A 19189-nucleotide genomic window follows, 5' to 3' on the forward strand; every position below is an offset into this window, starting at 1 on the left:
CGTCCGCAGTAGGTGGACTGAACTCCGCTCGCCGGGCGCCGCCTCCCCGCGCCGCGCGGGGCCAGTGCGGCGCCCGGCGACAGGTCCCATACGTGGGCCGCGACCTCGTTCAGGCTTTCACTCGGCGAAAAGATGATCGAGCCAGGCGTGCCAGGCCGGACCCTGGTCGCCGGGGCCGGCGAAAAGGTGGTGCGCGGCGACCATCGAGCCGCCGAACCCCTGCAGGAACCGGTAGAGCGCGTCCGGGGTCCGTACACCGAGCGTCTGGGCGTTGGCGTAGTAGACGACGCCTTCGATCGGGGCGAGCCCGGCGGGCGCGAACCGTACGGTGTCGCCCGGCTTGGCGTGGCCCGGGGTGCCGAGCGCGCCGTAGAGGATCTCCCAGGCGCGCGGCCAGTCGGCGACGGGCGGCCCGAACTCGGTGACGGGCGTGGCGGTCCGGCCGCGGAAGTGCGTCAGGTAGGCGACCAGAGTGGCGAAGAACATCTCCAGCCCCCTGGACATGGCCTCGAACTCGGCCTCCCAGTCGTCGCCCGGCAGGAAGCCGCTGGTCACCATGCGCAGCGTGGTGCTGCCCTGGTCACGCCCCTCGACGAGGAACTCGTAGGCGACGAACCGGCCGTCCTCCGCCGTCGCGCTGGTGTGCGCGAACCGGGCGGGCGGCTCCTCGGCGGTCACGGTGGATTCGGGGATGTACTGGCCGAAGGCGGTGCGCACCACGCCGTCGGCCACCTCGTTGCGGCCCATGAACCACGAGTCGATGCCGGGGCCGGTCGCGATGGCCGCCCACACCTCCTCGGGGGTCGCCCCGACCTCGGCCTCCTGGGGAAGCTCGAAGGAATGTCCCACTTCACCGCTCCTTCAGCGACGGGTGCACGGCGACGACCAACCGGTGGTCGCGACCGCTCTCGGCCGTCTCGTCGTGGTATTTGCTCACCAGCGCGGTCACGGCGTCGGCCAGTTCCTCGGCGAAGGCCGCGCGGTCGGCCGCCGAGGCGAACCGTACCTCGCCGTCGATCGCGAACGTCGCCACCCGCTTGCGGGCCTCGGTGGCGCCGGTGATCAGCGTTCCGACGTCACGGACGAGCTGAGCGGCGACGGCGAGCAGCCAGCGGGCCGACAGCCGATCGGGCGCCTTCTCGGGATCGGGCTGCACCGCGGCCAGCGCGACCGGGGAGATCACGAAGGAGGCGGCCGTGGCCTGCATCACCCGCTCGGTGACGTTACCTTTCTTGCGCTCCTCCACCAGCTCGACCAGCCCGTGCCGCTCCAGCGTGCGCAGATGGTAGTTGACCTTCTGCCTGGCCAGGCCGACCCTGGCCGCCAGCGACGTGGCCGAGCCGGGCTCGACCAGCTCGGCCAGCAGCTTCGACCGCATCGGGTCGAGCGACGCCTCGGCCGCCGCGGGGTCTTCGATCACCGCCACTTCGTACATGATGAGACGATGACACCGAAAAAAGTTGTTGTCAAGAAATTCTGGTTGCTCGGCGGTCGACCATGCCGGCCGCCGAGCGGAGGACGTCACGCCGCTTGAGGCGTCAGGCGGGCGGCAGCCAAGCGTGGAGGGCCGCCGTCAGGGTGGTGGTGTCGGCCGGGCCGGGGCCGGATGCCCAGGCGACCGTGCCGTCGGGGCGGACGAAGGCGGCCGACAGGCCGTCACGGTCCTCGACGGTCGCTTCGACGATATCCAGTGCGCCTCGCCAGGGTGCCGCCGCGTGCGCGATCTCGGGCTGCGACGGCGCGTGGACGAGCAGCGGCCGACCCGACGTGGCGAGTTCGGCGAGGGTCCGGCTGTCGCAGGAAGGCAGCGCGAGCCGCAGGTCGGGGCAGGGGCGGCCGGCCAGGGGGTGGGTTGCCGGGTACGGGAGGTCGTAGCGGGTGCCGAGCCCGTTCAGCAGCCGCCCGAAGTAGCGGTTGACCTCCGGCAGGTCGAGCAGGTCCGACACGATGTCGCGCATGGCCGCCGCGTGCGCGCCGGGTCGCAGCAGCGCCGACTGGGCGCGGGTGTTGTGCAGGACGGCGGCGCCTACGGGGTGACGTTCGGCGGTGTAGGTGTCGAGCAGGCCGTCCGGCGCGCGCCCGGTGACCGTGGCGGCCAGCTTCCAGCCCAGGTTGACCGCGTCCATCAGCCCCAGGTTCAGCCCTTGGCCGCCGTTGGGAGAGTGGACGTGGGCGGCGTCGCCCGCGAGCAGGACGCGGCCGAGCCGGTAGGTGGCCGCCTGACGGGCGACGTCGGTGAAGCGCAGCGTGTCGCGGACCGCCGTCACCTCGACCTCCACGCCCGTCACCCTGAGCAGGCTGTCGCGCATCTCCTCCCCGGTCAGCGGCGCCTCGCGGTCCTCGGGGAAGCCGTCGTGCTCGACCGTCGCCACCATGCCGGGCGCGCTCATGAACATCCCCGTCGGCTGCCAGCCCGGCGCGGGCAGCAGCTCCATGCCCGAGATATCGCCGATCAGCCGCCGCACGACACTCGTGGGGGCGGTGCCGGGGAAGTCGAACCCGGCCAGCTTCCGTACCGTCGATCGGCCGCCGTCGCAGCCCGCCACGTACGCCGCGCGGACGCGCCGCTCCCCCTCCGGCGTCCGTACGGTCAAGGTGACGCCGGAATCGTCCTGGGCCAGGGCCGTCACCTCGTGTTCGCACCGGACCGCGACGCCGAGCGAGGCGAGGTGCTCGGCCAGGATCCGTTCCAGGTCCGGCTGCCAGATCAGCGCGCCGATCCGCTCGGGTTCCTCCTGGAGGTCGGAGTCGATCTTGTGGATCTGGGCGAAGTGCCCTTTCTCGCTTCCGTGGTCGCGTGCCTTGTCGGCAAGACCCTGTTCCTGGAACTTCGCCAGGTCGTCCCCCAGCCCGCGGCGCCGCAGCGCCTCCGCGGCCAGCGGCCCGATCCCGCGCGCCTTCGGCTCGCTCGTCGGCCGGGCGAGCCGGTCCAGCACCAGCGGCGTGACCCCGGCCAGCCGTAACTCGGCGGCGAGCAGCAAACCCACAGGTCCGGCTCCGACCACCACAACATCGGCGTCCATACGCCCTCCAAACTAGACTAGACCGTCTAGTCTCGTAGACTAATACCCATTCGGAGAAAGTGGGGACAAGCCATGGCCGACCACGGCCCGCGACGCTCACCGGCCAAGCGCCGGGCCATCCTCGGCGCCGCCATCCAGGTTTTCACCGACCTGGGCTACGCCCGCGCGAGCGTCGACGCGATCGCCGCGGCGGCGGGGGTGGGCAAACAGACCGTCTACGGCCACTTCGGCGACAAGGAACAGCTCTTCCTCGCCGCCGTCCAGGAGGCAAGGTCAGCGATGGGAGGCACGCCGGGCCAGGCCGTAGCCCTCACCGGCGATCCGGGAGCGGACCTGACCGTGCTCGGGGAGCGGACACTGGACATCGCGCTGTCGGCGCGGGTGGCGGCGCTGCACCGGCTGACCATCGCGGAGGTGGGTCACCATCCGGAGCTCCAGCGCACCTGGCGGGCGAGTTCCTCGTCGCTGGACAGCGACGTCGTGGACTACCTGCGCGCCTGCGACGGTGACGGCAGGCTGCGGGTGCCGGATCCGGTCAGGGCGGCCCGCCAGTTCCTGCACCTGGTGATCACCGACGCGCGGGTCGAGACGGCGTACGGGATGCTGCCCCTGCCACCGGCGCGACGGCACGCCATCGCCGCCGAAGCCGCCGACCTCATCGTCCGCGCCCACCGGCCCTGAGCCCGCTCGTAAAGCGGAACGAAACGGCCCTCGGACACAATTTGGTACATGATCGCCTGAGCTGAGCTCTGGCGATCACCTTCCTGTCGCCGGCTTTGCCGGTCTGCGAGTCGGTGGCCCATACCTCGTCGCCAACCTTGACGTCATCGATGTTCTTCGCGTTCTGTCGGCCATGCGGGCTTGGGTGCCGCCATGCAGACGCGATCACCCGAAAAGTGGCAGTCCGTCACATTTAATCGCATAAATAGATCTTGTGTCTATTTTATGTGGAGCTTACGCTCAGTGCGTTTGGCAGTCGCGCTTCGAGCCGCACGCGGTCTCGTGCTGGCGGTGGAGCTTCGTTGGGCGCCGCTGGCGTCCCGCGTGCTTCGGAGTGTGACGGCGTATGCGTCGGTTGCTGGCCTGGTCTCGTTCTACACGCTTCCGCATCATCTTCGCGCTGGGGGTGATGGTGTCGGGGCCTTTGGCGTTGCCGGTGGTCGCCGATTCGGTGAGTTCCGCCGCTACGGCGTCAGCAGGCGGTACGCCGGAAACGCCGCAACAGATGATGGGCGGCGCGACCAGTCTTTCGTCATCTGTTTCCGCGGATGCGACGCGCCCGACGGCTGATCCGGGGACGGCGAAGACAAAGGCGTTGGCGGTAAAGGGATTGCAGGAAGAAGTGCGGGCGAGTGTCGTCCGCACCACCCAGGTTGGTTCGCTTTCACGGCTGTTGACGACTAACCTCGATTCTTCAGCGGGCTGTGTTCTCTGAGTCGCTCCGCGGTCTGCCCGTAATGTCCCCGGTGCGGTTGGGGTGGGCCATCGCATGACGCTGCGGGGCGCCGGGTTCCACGGGCCCGGTGAGGCTCCTTTCTGGATCGTTGTGGTGGGGTCCGGCTCTGCAGCCCAATGAGCTGTATCCGGGCCACACCCAGGAGAAGGTCGGGTCGGACACGTTCGTACTGCTGTTGTTCGGCCACTCCTCGGCTGGACGGCTGGGCCTGGCCGTCGAAATCACTGCGCCGATCGGCAACATCGGCTTCCACGGCCAGTGGACCCTGATGCTCGCACCAGTACGACCTCTCCGCGTCCACTCGGACATGAAGATCGGGCAGATCATGTTCCTCGTCGCCACCGGCCCCGTCGACATGTATCGCGGCAAGTACCAGGACGCCACCGGCCCGCAGCCGTCGCAGTACTGGCGCGACCTGCTCAAAACAGGCACGTCATGATCTTCTCCAGGCCAACCATCACCCCTGGAGACGCACCCCGATACGATCCCGCGATTCCACCGTGAGGTACCCAGCAGATTCCGGACAGCTTGCTACATGAGCTGACAGAAATCTGGAGGAGGTAGGTACGTGACGAGACGTCGAAGGAAGTTCTCACCGGAGTCAAGGAAGGCATTGTCACATCCCGGAGACATGTACTCGCCCGTACCCTTTGTTAGCGACAAGGCGTACCGGCGATCACGCGACACCCCGCCCACTGTCCCGACCGACGCGGCGGTGAAAGGCCGACCGGGATAACCCTTCTCAAACACTCAGCAAGTTCTCTCGCAAACTGGAGCCTGGAAGATCGCAGCCAGCCGGCAGAAGAACGTCACATCTCGTTTGCTTGGGATGACAAGCGAGCGGGAGTTGGTCGCCGATCAGACTGGCTGCCAAACCAATAACCCACCACAGTTCCTGCTATGCCGGTGAGCGGCGCAATGTAGATCGAAACATCCTGAACATCCACTTCCTTCACCATGGCCACCACCGTTATGGATGCCACTGCTATAAGAACAATGAACAAAGCCAAGGTCCGAGCCGCTTCAGATGACCGCTCCATGTGGCCAACACCTGCATCGTGGCCGTCACCATATGCGGCCTTAATACGCTTCTCAATTGCTGCAACTACTGCGGCTTCGGCATTTTGCGCTTCCATACTTTGTTTCTGCTGGCCAAGTCGCTCACAATCATGCACTTGCGCCTTGATATAGTAGACTTCCGCCGCACTTAGACTTAGATCTTTGGCTGTCACATGAGATAGGCTTCCCGCATCACCTCCATATCAATCAAGATACGGCAGGTCTTTTATGTTCCCATACTAAGGATTTTCACTATGCAAGACATTCATTCCTGAAGCCGACCGCAGTGAACTAGCGCAGCAGGTCGTGGACCGTCTTGTCAGCGCCGTCATCACGCCACTAGCTGAAGTAGTAGTACGTCGCGCTCTTGGGCGGCAGGTCGTGCGGCAGACAATCCCATTGGACCCCGGTTCGTCCCTGACAGCGGATGGCGTTAATAGCAGGTTGTTGGCCCGCACGAACATCGCCCGGGCGGCGTGGTAGTTCAGCGGCCGGAACGGCACCTTCTGGCTCGCCCACGCTCTGGCACTCGCAGGCGAGAGCGCCCCGGCCAAGCAGGCGTTCCAGACCGCGGCCTCATACGCCAACGACGTCGGCCTGCTGGCCGAGGAGGTCGACTCCGCCACAGGCGAACCCATCGGGAACTTCCCGCAAGCCTTCAGCCATATCGGCCTGATCAACGCCGCCCGCGCCATCCGCGACACGACACAGCCGCCGACTGGGTGACCACCCTCCATAATAAGGACCCGACGAGATCGTCCAGTGCCACCCTGGCTTCCTGCGGCTATCCAGTGGCCCTGCGCCGACATCCACCAGACGCCGCGTGCGATGGGCGCGCACCGATGGACTGCGGCGGAGGCTTCTCCAATGGGAACCCCAAACGATCGTCCCGATGGCGCAATGGATTCGTTGAGGTATGTCTGGTGTGGAGGGGTCGGTGCTGTTAACGTCGATCCTGGAGCGCCGGGAAGTCTGGTCGGCAACGTCATATCGGACCGGCTTCAGGGAGGCGCCCATGCCGGGCAATCCTGCCATTCTCATCAGTGGGCTGACCAAGTCCTTCGGGCGCGTGCGCGCCCTGGACGGGCTCGATCTCACCGTGGACACCGGCGAGGTCCACGGCTTCCTCGGCCCGAACGGCGCGGGCAAGACCACCACCTTGCGTATCCTGCTCGGCCTGCTGCGGGCCGGCTCCGGCCACGCCGAACTCCTCGGTGGCCACCCGTGGCGCGACGCGGTCGAGCTGCACCGGCGCCTGGCCTACGTACCCGGCGACGTCGTGCTCTGGCCGACGCTGTCCGGCGGCGAGGCCATCGACCTGCTCGGGCGCCTACGCGGCGGGCTCGACCAGCGGCGCAAGAAGGCGCTGCTGGAGCTCTTCGACCTCGACCCGACCAAGAAGGGCCGCGCCTACTCCAAAGGCAACCGGCAGAAGGTGGCCCTCGTCGCGGCCCTGTCCTCCGATGTGGAACTGCTGCTGCTGGACGAGCCGACCGCCGGGCTCGACCCGCTGATGGAGGCCGCCTTCCGCGAGTGCATCACCGAGGAACGCGGCAACGGCCGTACGGTGCTGCTGTCCAGCCACATCCTGTCCGAGGTCGAGGCCCTGTGCGACCGGGTCACCATCGTCCGCGACGGCCGAGCCGTCGAGAGCGGCACCCTGGCGCAGTTACGCCACCTGACCCGCAGCTCCGTCACCGCCGAGCTGGACCGGATCCCCGACGGCCTGGCCGAGCTGGCGGGCGTGCACGAGCTGGCCGTCAGCGGCGCGCGCGTGCGCTTCGAGGTCGAGGCTGACCGGCTCGGCGGCGCGCTGCGACTGCTGACCGACGCGGGCGTACGTAGCCTGACCTGCCAGCCGCCTACGCTGGAAGAGTTGTTCCTGCGGCACTATCAGAGCGCGTCATGACGGGCACGTTCAAGCTGGTACGGCTGGCGTTGCGCCGTGACCGCCTCCTGCTGCCGGTCTGGATCGTGATGATCACGGGTGTCGTCGCGGCCACCGCCGCGGCGATCGGCGAGCTCTACCCCGGCATGGCACAACGCCTCGCCCTGGGCGTCACCATCGGCTCGACCCCCGCGCTGCAGGCGCTCACCGGCCCGGTCTTCGACCCGACATCGGTGGGCGGACTGACCGCCTGGCGAGCGACCACCCTGGCCACCGGCCTGGCCGGCTTGATGAGCATCATGGTGGTGACCAGGCACACCCGCGCGGAGGAGGAAACCGGCCGCGCCGAGCTGATCGGGGCCTGCGCGGTCGGCCGCCAGGCGATCCCGGCGGCCGCGGTGATCGTGGCAGGTGGCGCCAACCTCCTCATCGCGCTCCTGCTCACTGTGGCTCTGACCGGCCAAGGACTTCCCGGCTCCGGCGCGCTCGGGTTCGGGCTCGCGGTGGGCGGCACCGGGTGGGTGTTCACCGGCATCGCTGTGGTGGCCGCGCAGGTGACCGAGCATGCCCGCACCGCCAACGGGCTGGCCGTCTCGGTACTCGGCCTGGCCTATCTACTGCGGGCTTCGGGTGACGCCGCCGGTGTCGAGGCGCTGGCGTGGCTGTCGCCGTTGGGCTGGGCTCAGCGGGTACGTGCCTTCGCCGGCGAACGCTGGTGGGTGGTCGGTCTGCTGGCGCTGGCCGGACTCGTCCTGGTCGGGCTGGCCGCGCTGCTGTCCAGGCGGCGAGATGTGGGCGCCGGACTGCTGCCGCCCCGGCTGGGCCCATCGGACGCGGCGCCGAGCCTGGCCGGTGCGCTCGCGCTGGCGTGGCGGTTGCAGCGGGGCGGGCTGCTGGGCTGGGTGATCGGCTTCGCGATCGGCGGGGCCATGTTCGGCTCGCTGGCCCAGAGCGTGGGCGACATCGTCAACGACAACCCTCAGCTCGCCGCGATCCTGGAGCGGATAGGCGGCGCGGGGGCGCTGGCGGACACCTTCCTGGCCGCCGTGATGGGGCTGCTCGGCCTGGCCGTAGGCGGTTTCGCCGTACAGGCCACGCTGCGGTTGCAGGGTGAAGAGGCCGGCGCCCGCGCCGAGCCCGTGCTGGCGGCGGCCGTACCCCGCCGGCGGTGGACGCTCAGCCATCTGGTCATCGCACTTGGCGGCACCCCGATCATCATCACGGTCGGCGGCCTGGCGGCCGGGCTGGCTCACGGCGTGCGAACGGGCGAGGTCGGCGAGCAGGTCCCCCGGCTACTCGGGGCGGCCTGGGTGCAGGTGCCCGCAGCATGGGTACTGGCCGGGATCGCGATGCTGCTGTTCGGCCTGCTGCCCCGGCTGACCGCCCTGGCCTGGGCGGCTCTGGTGGCCTTCGCCCTGCTCGGCCAGCTCGGCGAGCTGCTCCAGCTCGATGACTGGATCAGGAACCTGTCGCCCTTCGCCCACCTCCCCCAGGTGCCCGGGGGCGAGGTGAGCGCCGCGCCGCTGCTCTGGTTGACCGCCGTCGCGTTGACGCTCGTTCTGGCCGGTGTCACCGCCTTCCAGCGGCGCGACCTGGCCGGCAACTGACTCGTGGGAGATGTCCTGCAAATGCGAGACGAGGCGCCGTCCGCCATCCCCGGGGCTCTGCCGCACAGGATGGCGGGACTTCAGGGGAGTATCGCGGTGAGCAACCCACCGGCCTTGCGGACATCGGCGTCCAGCGGGCGGTCGGGATCGACGGGTGGGATCGCCTCGACCAGGGCGTCGAGGAGTGCCGCGCAGCCTGGGGCCGTGGGGCGGCGGGCGCCGACGTACGCTGCCTGCCGCAGTCCCACCGCCAGCGAGCCGCAGAGCAGATGCAGCAGGGCGGCCATGTCATAGGCGCGAAGGGCGGCCTGGGTACCGAACGGCACGACATCCTGGTTGTGCAGGTTGGTCGGCAGGCTCTGCATGCCGGCCGGAACGGCAGCGCGGCGGATCTCGGCGACGAACGCGGTCGTGGCGAGCTGTACGCCTTGCATCCCGTGTTGGCGGCCGGGCCCGGCGGCGAGCATCGGGGGGAGCCCGCCATTGCGGGCCGGGTCAACGAGGAGGTCGAGCTGCCGCTCGGTGAGGTTGCCGAGCTGAGCGGTGACCATCGCCAGGACATCGGCCGCGAACGCGGCCGGCTGCCCGAAGAAGTTACCGCCGTGCACCACCAGGTCGTCGTCGGGGAAGAACAGCGGGTTGTCGCTGACGCTGGACAGGTCGGCCTCGACGACACCGTCGACGTACCGCAGGGCGTCCTCGGCGGCGCCCAGCAGTTGCGGGGAGCAGCGGATGCTGTACGGCTCCTGCAGCGCACGTGTGCGGGTCGGGCTGATCCCGGAAAGGGTCTTGCGCATGCCGTCGGCGACGTCGATCGCGCCGGGATGGCCATAGGCGTCGAGCAGACGCGGGTTGAGGAAGCCCGGGTCGCAGCCGAGCAGATCGACCAGCAGACAGGTGAGCGCCTGTATCGCGCGGTGGGAGGACCGGATGCTGTCCAGGGCCAGGGCGGTCGCGGCGGTGGTGAGGGAGGTGCCGTTGACGAGCGCGAGGGCATCCCGGCCGTCGAGCGTCAACGGGGTCAGCCCAGCATGGCGCAGCGCCTCGGCGGCGGGCATCCGCCGGCCGTCGACAGACGCCTGTCCCCGGCCACGCAATGCCTGGGCGGCATAGGCGAGCGGGATCAGGTCTCCGCTGGCGCCGACCGAACCGTAGCGTGGGATCACCGGAACGAACGTCGTGGCCAACATCGCGGCCAGCCCGTCGACCACGTGAGCCGAAACCCCGGACAGTCCCTGGGCGAGAGACCACACTCGCACGAGAATCGCGGCGCGGCTCACGTCATGGGCCAGATCCGGCCCCTGTCCGGCACCGAGGTGGGCCAGGGTGTTGTCACACTGGTCCGCCTCCTCGTCCCGGCCGGCGAACCCGACCAGGGCGCCGAAGCCGGTGGTCGCGCCGTAGACCGGGCGTTCCTCCTCCCTCAGCACGCCGCGCAGGTGGTCACGGCCGCGCTCGACGCGGCCGCGGACGGCCTCGTCGACCACGACGGCCACCGGTGTCGCGGCGCGGTGCAGGTCGGCGGAGCGCAGCGGGGCGCTGAGGTTGATGGAGCCTTCGACGGCGGGCATGCCTGGACCATAGGCGGTGAATTCTCAGAATTCTCTGAGAATCCGTCCGTAGCTTCCGGATCATGGCGCATGACTACCTGATCATCGGGGCCGGGCCGGCCGGGCTGCAGCTCGCCGCGCTGCTGGAACTGAGCGGTCACGACTATGTCGTCCTGGAACGCGGAGCCGGGCCGGGTACCTTCTTCACCCGGTTCCCACGGCACCGCCAGCTGATCTCCATCAACAAGGTGCACACCGGGTACGAGGACCCGGAGTTGCGGCTGCGGATGGACTGGAACTCGTTGCTCAGCGACGATCCGGAGCTGCTGTTCACCCGGTACAGCGAGCTGTACTTCCCGCAGGCCCACGATCTCGTGCGCTACCTGTCCGACTTCGCGTCGGCGACCGGCGTCCGGGTGCACTACGACACCCACGTCTCCCGGATCAGCCGGGACGACGATGGGTTCACCGCCGTCGACCTCGGTGGACGTTCATGGCGGGGCCGGCGGCTGGTCGTGGCCACCGGCGTCTCCCAGCCGTACATCCCGCCGATCCCCGGCATCGAGGCCACAGAACGCTACGACACGTTCGAGGCCGACCCGGCGTCCTTCGTCGACCAGCGGGTCCTGGTGATCGGCAAGGGCAACTCGGGGTTCGAGACCGCCGAGGCACTCATGGACAAGGCCGCGGTCATCCACGTCGCCGGGCCGCACTCCATCAAGATGGCCTGGCAGTCGCACTTCGTCGGGCACCTACGCGCGGTCAACAACAACTTCCTCGACAGCTACCAGCTGAAGTCCCAGAACACGGTCCTCGACGGCACGGTGGAAAGCATCGAACGCCGTGATGACGGTCGCTACCGGGTGATGTTCCGCTACGCCCGTACCGTGGAAGCGCTGCGCGAGCTGTTCTACGACCGGGTGATCGTGTGCACCGGTTTCCGGTTCGACGCCTCGGCGTTCGACGACAGTTGTCGGCCGGCGCTGGTCATCAACGACCGTTTCCCCGAGCAGACGTCAGCGTATGAGTCGACCACCGTGCCCGGTCTGTACTTCGCCGGCACGCTCACCCAGCAGCGCGATTTCAAGAAGTCCACGAGCGGGTTCATCCACGGCTTCCGCTATGGGGTGCGTGCGCTCCACCGGATCCTGGCCACCCGCTACCACGGTGGGACCTGGCCTGCCAGGAAGGTCGAGCCGGCCCCGGAGGCGATCAGCGACGCGATCATCGCCCGGGTCAACCGCTCTTCCGCGCTGTGGCAGCAGTTCGGCGTGCTCGGAGACGTGGTCACCGTTGAGGGCGACACCGCGCTGTACCAGGAGGAGGTCCCGGTGGCGTACGCCGCCGACGGCGGCCTCGGCCGTGCCCGGCACAGGTTCGTCGTCACCCTGGAGTACGGAAAGGATCACGACGCCGTCGACCCGTTCGACATCTCGATCCGGAGGGTCGTCGAGAACGACGTCGCCAACGCTCACGACGCGAACTACCTGCACCCGGTGGTGCGGCACTACCGAGAGGGGACGCCGACCGGCGTCCACCACCTCGCCGAGAACCTGGACAACCAGTGGAACCTGCCGGCGGTGCACCAGCAGCCCCTGGCCGTCTTCGTCAAGGAGTGCCTTGCCGACGCCGGCTGAACCCTACCCGCGTTCCATTCTGGACCTCCTTGGCGCGGCTGGGGACCGATCCGTCTTCGAGCATGGTGCCCGTACCGTCACCGGCGCGCAGATGCTCGACCTCGTCCGGCGGATGGCCACCGGACTGCGCGCGGCGGCCATCGGGCCAGGGGACGGCCTCGCCATGCTGCTGGGCGTCACTGCCGAAGCGTTCGCCGCGATGATCGCCGGCTACGTCGTGGGGGCTCGGGTCGTCGGTGTGCGGCCCGGGCTGTCCGACGGCCAACTGCGCCACGTGCTCCACCAGGACGTCGCCGCGGTCGTGACCGACGCGGCCACCCGGCCGGAGCACGCTCCGCGCACCCTGACCGTCTCCGAGCTGCTGGCCGCACCCGACGAGGACGGTCCGCTGCACCTGTCCGGCCACCCGCACGACGTCGCCCGGCTCGTCTACACCAGCGGCAGCACCGGCACACCAAAGGCATGCGCACAGACCTACGCCGCGCTGAACGCGGCGTGGACGGCCCGCCCGGCGGCGTGGCCGCCGGCGATCCGAGAACTGGCGTCCCGCCTGCGGCGCTACCTCGTGTTCGGGTCGCTGAGCAGCCAAGTGATGATGGAGTACGCTGTCCTCACCCTTGCCGCGGGCGGGACCATGGTCGTCGCCGACCCGCCCGTGTTTCCCGACGCGATCACCAGGCATCGGGCGTCCGCCAGCGTCATCACCGTGCCCCGCCTGTACAAACTCGTCGCCGCGCAGCGTAGCGCCCCGGCCGACCTGAGCAGCCTGCGGGCGCTCATGGTGTCCGGGTCGCCGCTGGAGGCGTCCCGGCTCCGCGAAGCACTCGATGTGCTCGGCCCGATCGTGTTCCAGGGCTACGGGCAGAGCGAGACCGGCACGATCTCCATGGCCAGGCCGTCAGATGTCGCCCCTTCGGTCGGGTTCCCGCCCGACGTCATCGACGTCGTGATCCGGGACGCGGACGGCAGGCCCGTCCCGCCCGGTGTCGACGGCGAGCTGTACGTCCGCACGCCCTCCCAGGCCACCGGGTACTGGGCCGAACCGACGCAGACCGCGGAGGTGTTCATCGACGGGTGGGTGCGCACCCGGGACCTGGGCCACTTCGACCAGGACGGGCGACTGTACCTGGTCGGGCGGACGCGGGACGTCATCATCGTCAACGCGAACCTCTACTACGCCGGTCCGATCGAGCGGGTACTGGCCGCTTCCCCTGACATCGCGGAAGCGTACGTGATCGGCGCCCCGGACGAGGACACCGGCGAGGCGGTGCACGCATTCGTGGTACCAGTGGCGGGCCGAGCCCTCGACCTCGCCTCGCTGCGGACACTGGTCAGCGAGCGACTCGGTGACGCATGCGTACCGGCGACCATCACCGTCATCGACGAGGCGCCGACGGCGCCGAACGGCAAACCGGACAAGCGCCTCCTGATGACCGCGATCCCCCGGACCGAGCCCTGCCGGAAACCGCCAAAAGGGTACTGACGTGAGATCTGCCTCGTACGAACATCCTCTGGCGTTCTGGTCCGGCGTAACGATCACCACGGTCGGCGTGCTGTTACAGCTGCCGAGCTACTTCATGGCCCATGACATGCGCTATCACCTTGCCGGCATGCCCGTGACGACCGAGATGGCCGTCGGCATGGTCCTGCTGTTCATCGGCGTCGGCATCACCACCTACAGCCTGTTCCCGAAGTCCCGAGGCAGCAAACGCCGCGATCATCGGGTTCCCGTTCAGCCTGCCGATCGCGCTGCTGTACGGATTCTGGAGCAGCAAGAAGACCATCATCCTCGTGACCGCGGTGATGGGGGGACCCTCGCCACCTTCGCGTTGCTGGGCGATCAGGTGGCCGCCAACCGCACTCTGCTGTACGTCCTGCTCGTTGTGCCGAACCGCCGCCAGGTGATCCTCGCCGTGCCGGAGACAGAGCTCATGCATGTGACGGAACGAGACGATGGCCGCGATCCCGGCCAGCAGTACAACCCCGCCGATCGTCGTACGCTGAATGTTGCGCACCGCAAGAATACTCGGCTCCACCATTCACCCCTGTCCCAACAGAAACTTCGTGGTGAGCGTGAAGTGGTGTGCAATTGGTTCGGGTCCTCCTGCGACACCGCCCGAAACGCGGAACGAATCTTGCCGCATTGCTCCCTAGGGTCGGTCTCATGATGAAGATGTCGTGGTCCCAGGTCAGCGCCAGGCGTTTGGAGCGGCACGGCCTGGCCGCCCCCGCGAAGGACTCCACCCCGGCAAACGTGGTCGCCGCCATGTGCGGCGCCCATGCCCAGGTGATGTCGGCGGCCGAGCTGTCGATCGGCCTCCGTCTCGACGGCGTCACCCGCACCGGGGTGCGCGAGGCGCTGTGGGGCGAGCGCACCCTGATCAAGACGCACGGCCCGCGCGGCACCGTACACCTGCTGCCCACCCGCGACCTGCCGATGTGGGTGGGAGCCCTGTCGACGCTGCCGGTCGCGCACTCGGTGTTCGCCCACGACGTACGCATGACGTCCGCGCAGACCGACCAGGTCGTGGAGGCGATCCGCGATGTACTGGAGACCGGAGTGGCCCTGACGATCGACGAGCTGAGCGACGCGGTCGTGGCCACCACGGGGCCGTGGGCCGGAGACCTCGTCATGCCGGCCTTCCAGACCATGTGGCCGCGCTGGCGGCAGGCCATGGCGACGGCGGCGCACCGGGGGGCGTTCGTGTTCGGCCCGGCGAGGGGGCGCAAGGTCACCTATACCGCCCCGCCCGCGGATTGCCACCCGGCCGAGGGGCGCGCCGAGCCGGTCAACGAGCCTTCGGCCGAGCCGACCAACGACCACCTGGTTGAGCTGGTCAACGCCTATCTGAGGGCGTACGGTCCCGCCACGCCCGAGCAGTTCGCCAAGTGGATCGGGGCGCCGGTCAAGTGGGCGGCCGCGGGCTTCGCGGCGGCCGAGCCGGAGCAGGTGCTGTTCGAGGGCGTCCCGGCCTGGGTGGCGGCCGGTGACACCGAGGTGCCGGACGAGCCGTCGAGGGGTGTGCGGCTGCTGCCGTACTTCGATGCCTATGTCGTGGCCGGGAGGCCGCGCGAGCTGGTGTACCCGGGCCCGGCCGCCGGGCGGGCGCTGAACGGCGGCCAGGCGGGCAACTTCCCGGTGCTGCTCGTGGACGGGCAGGTGGCGGGAGTGTGGCACCAGCGGCGGTCCGGTCGCCGGTTGGCCGTCACGGTGGAGTCGCTGCGCGAGCTCACCCCCGCCCAGCTGCGCGAACTCGACGAGCAGGTGGCGCTCACCGGACAGATCCTGGAGGGCGAACCGCAGCTGACACTCGGCCCGATCACCGTGGGCGGCCACGCCTGACTTTGACCGATCCGATGTCATGATTTACAGCCATTGATCGCGCCCGGCGGCGAGGGCAGCGCGGGCTCATCCCCCAACGGCACGCGAGCTGTCGGCGAACTCCGCCTGCACCCGCTCGGTTACGGCGGCTGGACCGCCCTGCATTCTTGCGAAGGAAACGCACGGTCGAAAACTCTATGGGCACGGGAGCTGTTCGGAGCGCGCCCTTAACGTGCTCGATATGGGACACCTTCGGAATGCGTATGCAGCCGTCCCTGCAGCAAGGGAGCACGACGGGCGTCTGCCCGTGCCCGCATCAGACGCCGAAGCCGGCGACGCGAACGCCGGACGCTGAGCACATGCCCGCCTACGCAACCCACGAGTGCCGCAACAGTAAGCGCGTCCAATCTGACGAGGTCGTCGCGCCCGAACACCAGCTCCCCTCTGGCGTGCACCAGGAAGCCCGTCGCGAAGCACCAAGCCATCACTCCCGTCGCAAGCGCCGCCAGGTAGTGCCTTGCCCAGACTGAGAACAGGCCGACAGTCACCGCCACCAGGATGACACGTGCCGTGGTCTCCGAGATGATCATCGCGGCCATCGCACAGCCGCCGACCGCCAATATGAATCCGGCTGGAAGCAGTACTTCCACAGGACGCCCGCGCATCGACCATTCCTTCCGGCGGGAAGGTTTTCATGCAACACGATCTGGCGTGCACAAGCGCCATTCCCTACGACATTCCTACGCGTTCACCACGGCCGCTGACGCATTATTTACGCCCGCCGAATGCGTCAAAGCCATAAGAGGGCCGCGATCACCCCTTGCAAGCGGATGCGGATGCTCGACCGAGTCGACGCAAGCGACCACTGGCCGCAGGAAACCTGGTCGGCGGTCGACAGTGATGACCGGATGCTTGGTCGATCATCCGCGGCCGGGGTAGAAGTAGCGCGTTGACCTCGACAGATATGACGTCAGGGCTGGAGGTTCGCGGCAATGCCTCGCTACCTGAGCAGGGATCGCATCGCACTCGTGGCCGCGCTGGTGGTCCCACTGGCCGTTACGGTGGTCCTTCTGCCGTTTCGTACCAGTCTGCCGAATACGAGCGTGGCTCTTTTTCTGGTCGTGATGGTTGTCGCGGTCGCCGCCAACGGGAACCGTCTTGCCGGGGCGCTCGCGGCGATTTCTGCTGGGGTGTGGTTCGACTTCTTTTTCACTCAGCCCTACCAGCGCTTCGCCATCACCAAGTCCGTAGACCTTCAGACCGCGGTTCTCCTGCTTGTCGTCGGCCTTGCGGTCTCGCAACTGGCCGCTCGCGCTCGGCGGCTGGAAGTGATCACTATCACCGACGCCGGCTACCTGGCCCAGATCCACGACACCGCCGACCTGGCCCAGTCGGCGAAGGCGCCTGACACGGTAGTCGATCACGTGACAGTCCAGCTCATCAACCTGCTGAACTTGCGCGGGTGCCGCTTCGAGTACGGGACTCTGATCGGTCACCCTCCCCGTCTTGATCAGGACGGCACCGTGGTCTGGGGCCACAAACGCTGGGATGTAGATCGCCTGGGCCTGCCCGACGAGGAGGTTGAGGTGCGCACGTTCGGCAATGGCCGCTTCTACGGTCGCTTCATGCTCGATCCCACACCTGGGACCATCCCGACCCTGCAGGCACGACTGGTCGCGGTAACCCTCGCCAACCAGGTGGGCGCCGCGCTTGATACCGCGTCGAGATAAGGCTGCTACGGATCGCTCTGGTCGCCCCGCCACTGTTCGACATCTTGGGCAGTGCACCCCGCACTGGCCATTCCAGCCACGTCGCCGGATGGGGCGAAGCGTCAAGACCGCAAGGGGGCGCGTCGAGTCCGCGTAGGCGTTTCGTCAGAACGTACGCGGTCCAAGCCGCCCTGAGCCACGCTGGAAAGATCACAAACACCAGCGAAAGCGACACATGACGATAAATCCAAATCCATGGACTTTTGAGGAGCCGGCTAGCCCGCACGAGGTGGAGGTCGAGCGAACCCGGCTGCGGGAGATCAGATCCCGGCTGCCCGAGGCCGTCAAGCCGCTCGACAAGGTACTGCCCCGCCTGGCCACGCTCACCGTGTCGGAGTCCGCCTTCACGTCGTTCACCTACTCGCTGGCGCTGGCGTACAACGAAGTCGAGGCGTTCACCATGGTGGAGGTGCGCCATCGGGTGGAGGACACGGGATGGATCCAGGACGGCATGACCGCCTCCATCACGACCTGGCAGGACGCGGAGCACGCGAGCTCTGTGAGGCCGATGTCCATGAGATTGACATGAACTTCGCCGAACTGGCCCGGCGGAGCCTGGAACTGGGCACGGGCTCGGCTCTGAGCTTGTCGGCGCTGGGTGTCCCGGCGGGATGGCCGTTCGTTGGCAAGATGTACATCCACCAGTACCACCCGCAGGCGTTCTTCGACGGCGCGGGCACCTGGCTGGCGGTGCACGACGATGTGGTGACCGCCCGGCTGAACGTCGAGGCCCTCGTCGACGAGGTGGCCGTGACTAGCTGGCGCAGCGAGGACGGCCGGGCCTTCCAGCGCCGCATGGACGCCTACCTGGCCGACCTGCGCGGCATCGAGATCCGTGCCGTGGTCACGGCCATCGTCCTGTACACGGCCGGGGCGGCGCTGGCGGCGATGATCCTGTTCCAGTTCCTGGTCGCGGCGGCCATGGCCGCGGTGGCGCTGTGGGTGCTGACCGCGGCCGTCACGCCGCTCAGCCTGGCCCGGGCCAGGCTCCTGGCCATGCAGTGCCTGGTCAAGCTCTTCGAGGGCTACCAGGCGGTGGAATCGCTGCTGAACATGATCCTGCACGGGTGTGCCGCCGCGCTGAGCGCGACCGTGGTCGTGGACGTGGCCTACGGGGCCGCCCACAGCGACCACAGCGGCCTGAAGGACCTGGCCGCGGCGACCTTCGCCCAGGGCCCCATGCTCGTCTGGGGCACGGCGAACCGGGTCGAGCGCGACCTTACCGCCCACGGCCTCGGCGGCCGCCATCCGGGCGGCGGGCTCTGGTCGAGCTCGCGGGCCGGCGCGCCTCTGCCCAACGGCCTGCCCCAGTTGGCGGGCGCCAAGGCGGTCGACGACATCATGACCGGCAGCCAGACGATAACCGGCCGGTACGTGCCGGAGCAGGCCGCCAACGGCTCCTACTCGTTCCCCTGGGAGTGACCATGGACTTCAAGCACGAGCTCGGCCTGGACCCCGAGCAGCTCGCGGCCGACGCCGACCGCCTCTTCGACCAGATGCGCCGCCTGCACGGCGGCACCGAAGCCACCGGGCGAGCCGAGTCCGGGAACGGCTGGGTGAGCGTCGAATACGGCAGCACGTCAGGCGTTCAAGCGCTGCGCCTCGATCCCCGCGCCATGCGCATGGACTCGGCCCGGCTCGCCGAAACCATCCTCGATCTGATCCACCAGGCCAAAGAGCAGGCCGAAGCCGAGGAACGCGAGAGAGCCGAAGCCATCCTGGGCAACGGGCTCCGCACCGACCGTGAACTCGTCGCCGAACGGCTCCGCCATGCCGCTGGCACACTCCAGGAGAACCTGGAACGCGCCGGCGCGACCATCGACCGGGTACGCGCCCTGCTGCGGCCTTGATCGGCCAGAATCGTGAGGGCACGCGCCC

19 protein-coding genes are annotated in these 19189 nt (G+C 68.6%); 13 read left to right on the plus strand and 6 right to left on the minus strand.

The window, feature by feature from the left end; all coding sequences use genetic code 11:
- Positions 1 to 117: 117 nt before the first annotated feature.
- The 3 genes from AB0L53_RS16205 to AB0L53_RS16215 form a co-directional block, all read right to left on the minus strand.
- Positions 118 to 849 (minus strand): SRPBCC domain-containing protein, encoded by a 732-nt coding sequence (locus AB0L53_RS16205; RefSeq protein WP_363993758.1) that lies wholly within the window; start codon positions 847 to 849, stop codon positions 118 to 120.
- Position 850: 1 nt separating this feature from the next.
- Positions 851 to 1435 carry a helix-turn-helix domain-containing protein gene (locus tag AB0L53_RS16210; protein WP_358541065.1) on the minus strand — a complete coding sequence of 195 codons (585 nt, stop codon included), beginning with the start codon at positions 1433 to 1435 and terminating at the stop codon, positions 851 to 853.
- Between the two features lie 103 nt (positions 1436 to 1538).
- Positions 1539 to 3023, minus strand: coding sequence for an FAD-dependent monooxygenase (locus tag AB0L53_RS16215; protein WP_363993761.1), 1485 nt, complete (start codon positions 3021 to 3023; stop codon positions 1539 to 1541).
- Positions 3024 to 3095: 72 nt separating this feature from the next.
- On the opposite strand from AB0L53_RS16215, the gene AB0L53_RS16220 reads away from it, so the two are divergent.
- The 3 genes from AB0L53_RS16220 to AB0L53_RS16230 all read left to right on the plus strand — a co-directional run bounded on the left by AB0L53_RS16220 (position 3096) and on the right by AB0L53_RS16230 (position 4918).
- The gene (locus AB0L53_RS16220; RefSeq protein WP_363993764.1) at positions 3096 to 3704 is read left to right on the plus strand and encodes a TetR/AcrR family transcriptional regulator; all 609 of its coding nucleotides are present in this window, start codon (positions 3096 to 3098) and stop codon (positions 3702 to 3704) included.
- A gap of 385 nt (positions 3705 to 4089) precedes the next feature.
- A complete protein-coding gene (locus tag AB0L53_RS16225) occupies positions 4090 to 4458 on the plus strand; it encodes a hypothetical protein (protein ID WP_363993766.1) in 369 nt (122 codons plus the stop codon).
- 88 nt (positions 4459 to 4546) lie between these two features.
- Positions 4547 to 4918 carry a hypothetical protein gene (locus AB0L53_RS16230; protein WP_363993769.1) on the plus strand — a complete coding sequence of 124 codons (372 nt, stop codon included), beginning with the start codon at positions 4547 to 4549 and terminating at the stop codon, positions 4916 to 4918.
- Positions 4919 to 5288: 370 nt separating this feature from the next.
- On the opposite strand, the gene AB0L53_RS16235 is transcribed toward AB0L53_RS16230, so the two are convergent.
- Positions 5289 to 5711 (minus strand): hypothetical protein, encoded by a 423-nt coding sequence (locus tag AB0L53_RS16235; protein ID WP_363993772.1) that lies wholly within the window; start codon positions 5709 to 5711, stop codon positions 5289 to 5291.
- A gap of 349 nt (positions 5712 to 6060) precedes the next feature.
- On the opposite strand from AB0L53_RS16235, the gene AB0L53_RS16240 reads away from it, so the two are divergent.
- The 3 genes from AB0L53_RS16240 (at position 6061) to AB0L53_RS16250 (ending at position 9033) form a co-directional block, all read left to right on the plus strand.
- Positions 6061 to 6264 (plus strand): glycoside hydrolase family 15 protein, encoded by a 204-nt coding sequence (locus tag AB0L53_RS16240; protein ID WP_363994560.1) that lies wholly within the window; start codon positions 6061 to 6063, stop codon positions 6262 to 6264.
- Positions 6265 to 6553: 289 nt separating this feature from the next.
- Complete coding sequence (locus AB0L53_RS16245) at positions 6554 to 7447, plus strand: ABC transporter ATP-binding protein (protein WP_363993775.1); 894 nt, start codon at positions 6554 to 6556, stop codon at positions 7445 to 7447.
- The gene (locus tag AB0L53_RS16250; protein ID WP_363993778.1) at positions 7444 to 9033 is read left to right on the plus strand and encodes an ABC transporter permease; all 1590 of its coding nucleotides are present in this window, start codon (positions 7444 to 7446) and stop codon (positions 9031 to 9033) included. The genes AB0L53_RS16245 and AB0L53_RS16250 overlap by 4 nt, the downstream gene beginning before the upstream one ends.
- An 80-nt stretch (positions 9034 to 9113) precedes the next feature.
- Here the strand turns inward: AB0L53_RS16250 and AB0L53_RS16255 are convergent, their stop codons facing one another.
- Positions 9114 to 10604 carry an aromatic amino acid ammonia-lyase gene (locus AB0L53_RS16255; RefSeq protein ID WP_363993781.1) on the minus strand — a complete coding sequence of 497 codons (1491 nt, stop codon included), beginning with the start codon at positions 10602 to 10604 and terminating at the stop codon, positions 9114 to 9116.
- A gap of 62 nt (positions 10605 to 10666) precedes the next feature.
- On the opposite strand from AB0L53_RS16255, the gene AB0L53_RS16260 reads away from it, so the two are divergent.
- Complete coding sequence (locus AB0L53_RS16260) at positions 10667 to 12220, plus strand: NAD(P)-binding domain-containing protein (RefSeq protein ID WP_363993784.1); 1554 nt, start codon at positions 10667 to 10669, stop codon at positions 12218 to 12220.
- Positions 12204 to 13703 (plus strand): fatty acid--CoA ligase family protein, encoded by a 1500-nt coding sequence (locus tag AB0L53_RS16265; RefSeq protein ID WP_363993787.1) that lies wholly within the window; start codon positions 12204 to 12206, stop codon positions 13701 to 13703. The genes AB0L53_RS16260 and AB0L53_RS16265 overlap by 17 nt, the downstream gene beginning before the upstream one ends.
- Before the next feature lie 73 nt (positions 13704 to 13776).
- Here the strand turns inward: AB0L53_RS16265 and AB0L53_RS16270 are convergent, their stop codons facing one another.
- Complete coding sequence (locus tag AB0L53_RS16270) at positions 13777 to 14259, minus strand: DUF2637 domain-containing protein (RefSeq protein WP_363993790.1); 483 nt, start codon at positions 14257 to 14259, stop codon at positions 13777 to 13779.
- Between the two features lie 125 nt (positions 14260 to 14384).
- Between AB0L53_RS16270 and AB0L53_RS16275 the strand changes: the two genes are divergently transcribed.
- From AB0L53_RS16275 to AB0L53_RS16295, 5 genes are all read left to right on the plus strand, one after another.
- Positions 14385 to 15563 carry a winged helix DNA-binding domain-containing protein gene (locus AB0L53_RS16275; protein WP_363993792.1) on the plus strand — a complete coding sequence of 393 codons (1179 nt, stop codon included), beginning with the start codon at positions 14385 to 14387 and terminating at the stop codon, positions 15561 to 15563.
- Between the two features lie 971 nt (positions 15564 to 16534).
- The gene (locus AB0L53_RS16280) at positions 16535 to 17272 is read left to right on the plus strand and encodes a DUF4118 domain-containing protein (protein WP_363993795.1); all 738 of its coding nucleotides are present in this window, start codon (positions 16535 to 16537) and stop codon (positions 17270 to 17272) included.
- Positions 17273 to 17540: 268 nt separating this feature from the next.
- On the plus strand, positions 17541 to 17840 hold the full coding sequence (locus tag AB0L53_RS16285) for a hypothetical protein (protein WP_358442941.1): 300 nt from the start codon (positions 17541 to 17543) through the stop codon (positions 17838 to 17840).
- Positions 17837 to 18733: a hypothetical protein gene (locus AB0L53_RS16290; protein ID WP_363993798.1), complete on the plus strand. Its 897-nt coding sequence runs from the start codon at positions 17837 to 17839 to the stop codon at positions 18731 to 18733. Before AB0L53_RS16285 ends, AB0L53_RS16290 begins: the two co-directional genes overlap by 4 nt.
- A 2-nt stretch (positions 18734 to 18735) precedes the next feature.
- The gene (locus tag AB0L53_RS16295) at positions 18736 to 19161 is read left to right on the plus strand and encodes a YbaB/EbfC family nucleoid-associated protein (RefSeq protein WP_363993801.1); all 426 of its coding nucleotides are present in this window, start codon (positions 18736 to 18738) and stop codon (positions 19159 to 19161) included.
- Positions 19162 to 19189 lie beyond the last annotated feature (28 nt).

It is taken from the genome of Nonomuraea sp. NPDC052129 (assembly GCF_040680095.1).
Lineage (GTDB): Bacteria > Actinomycetota > Actinomycetes > Streptosporangiales > Streptosporangiaceae > Nonomuraea.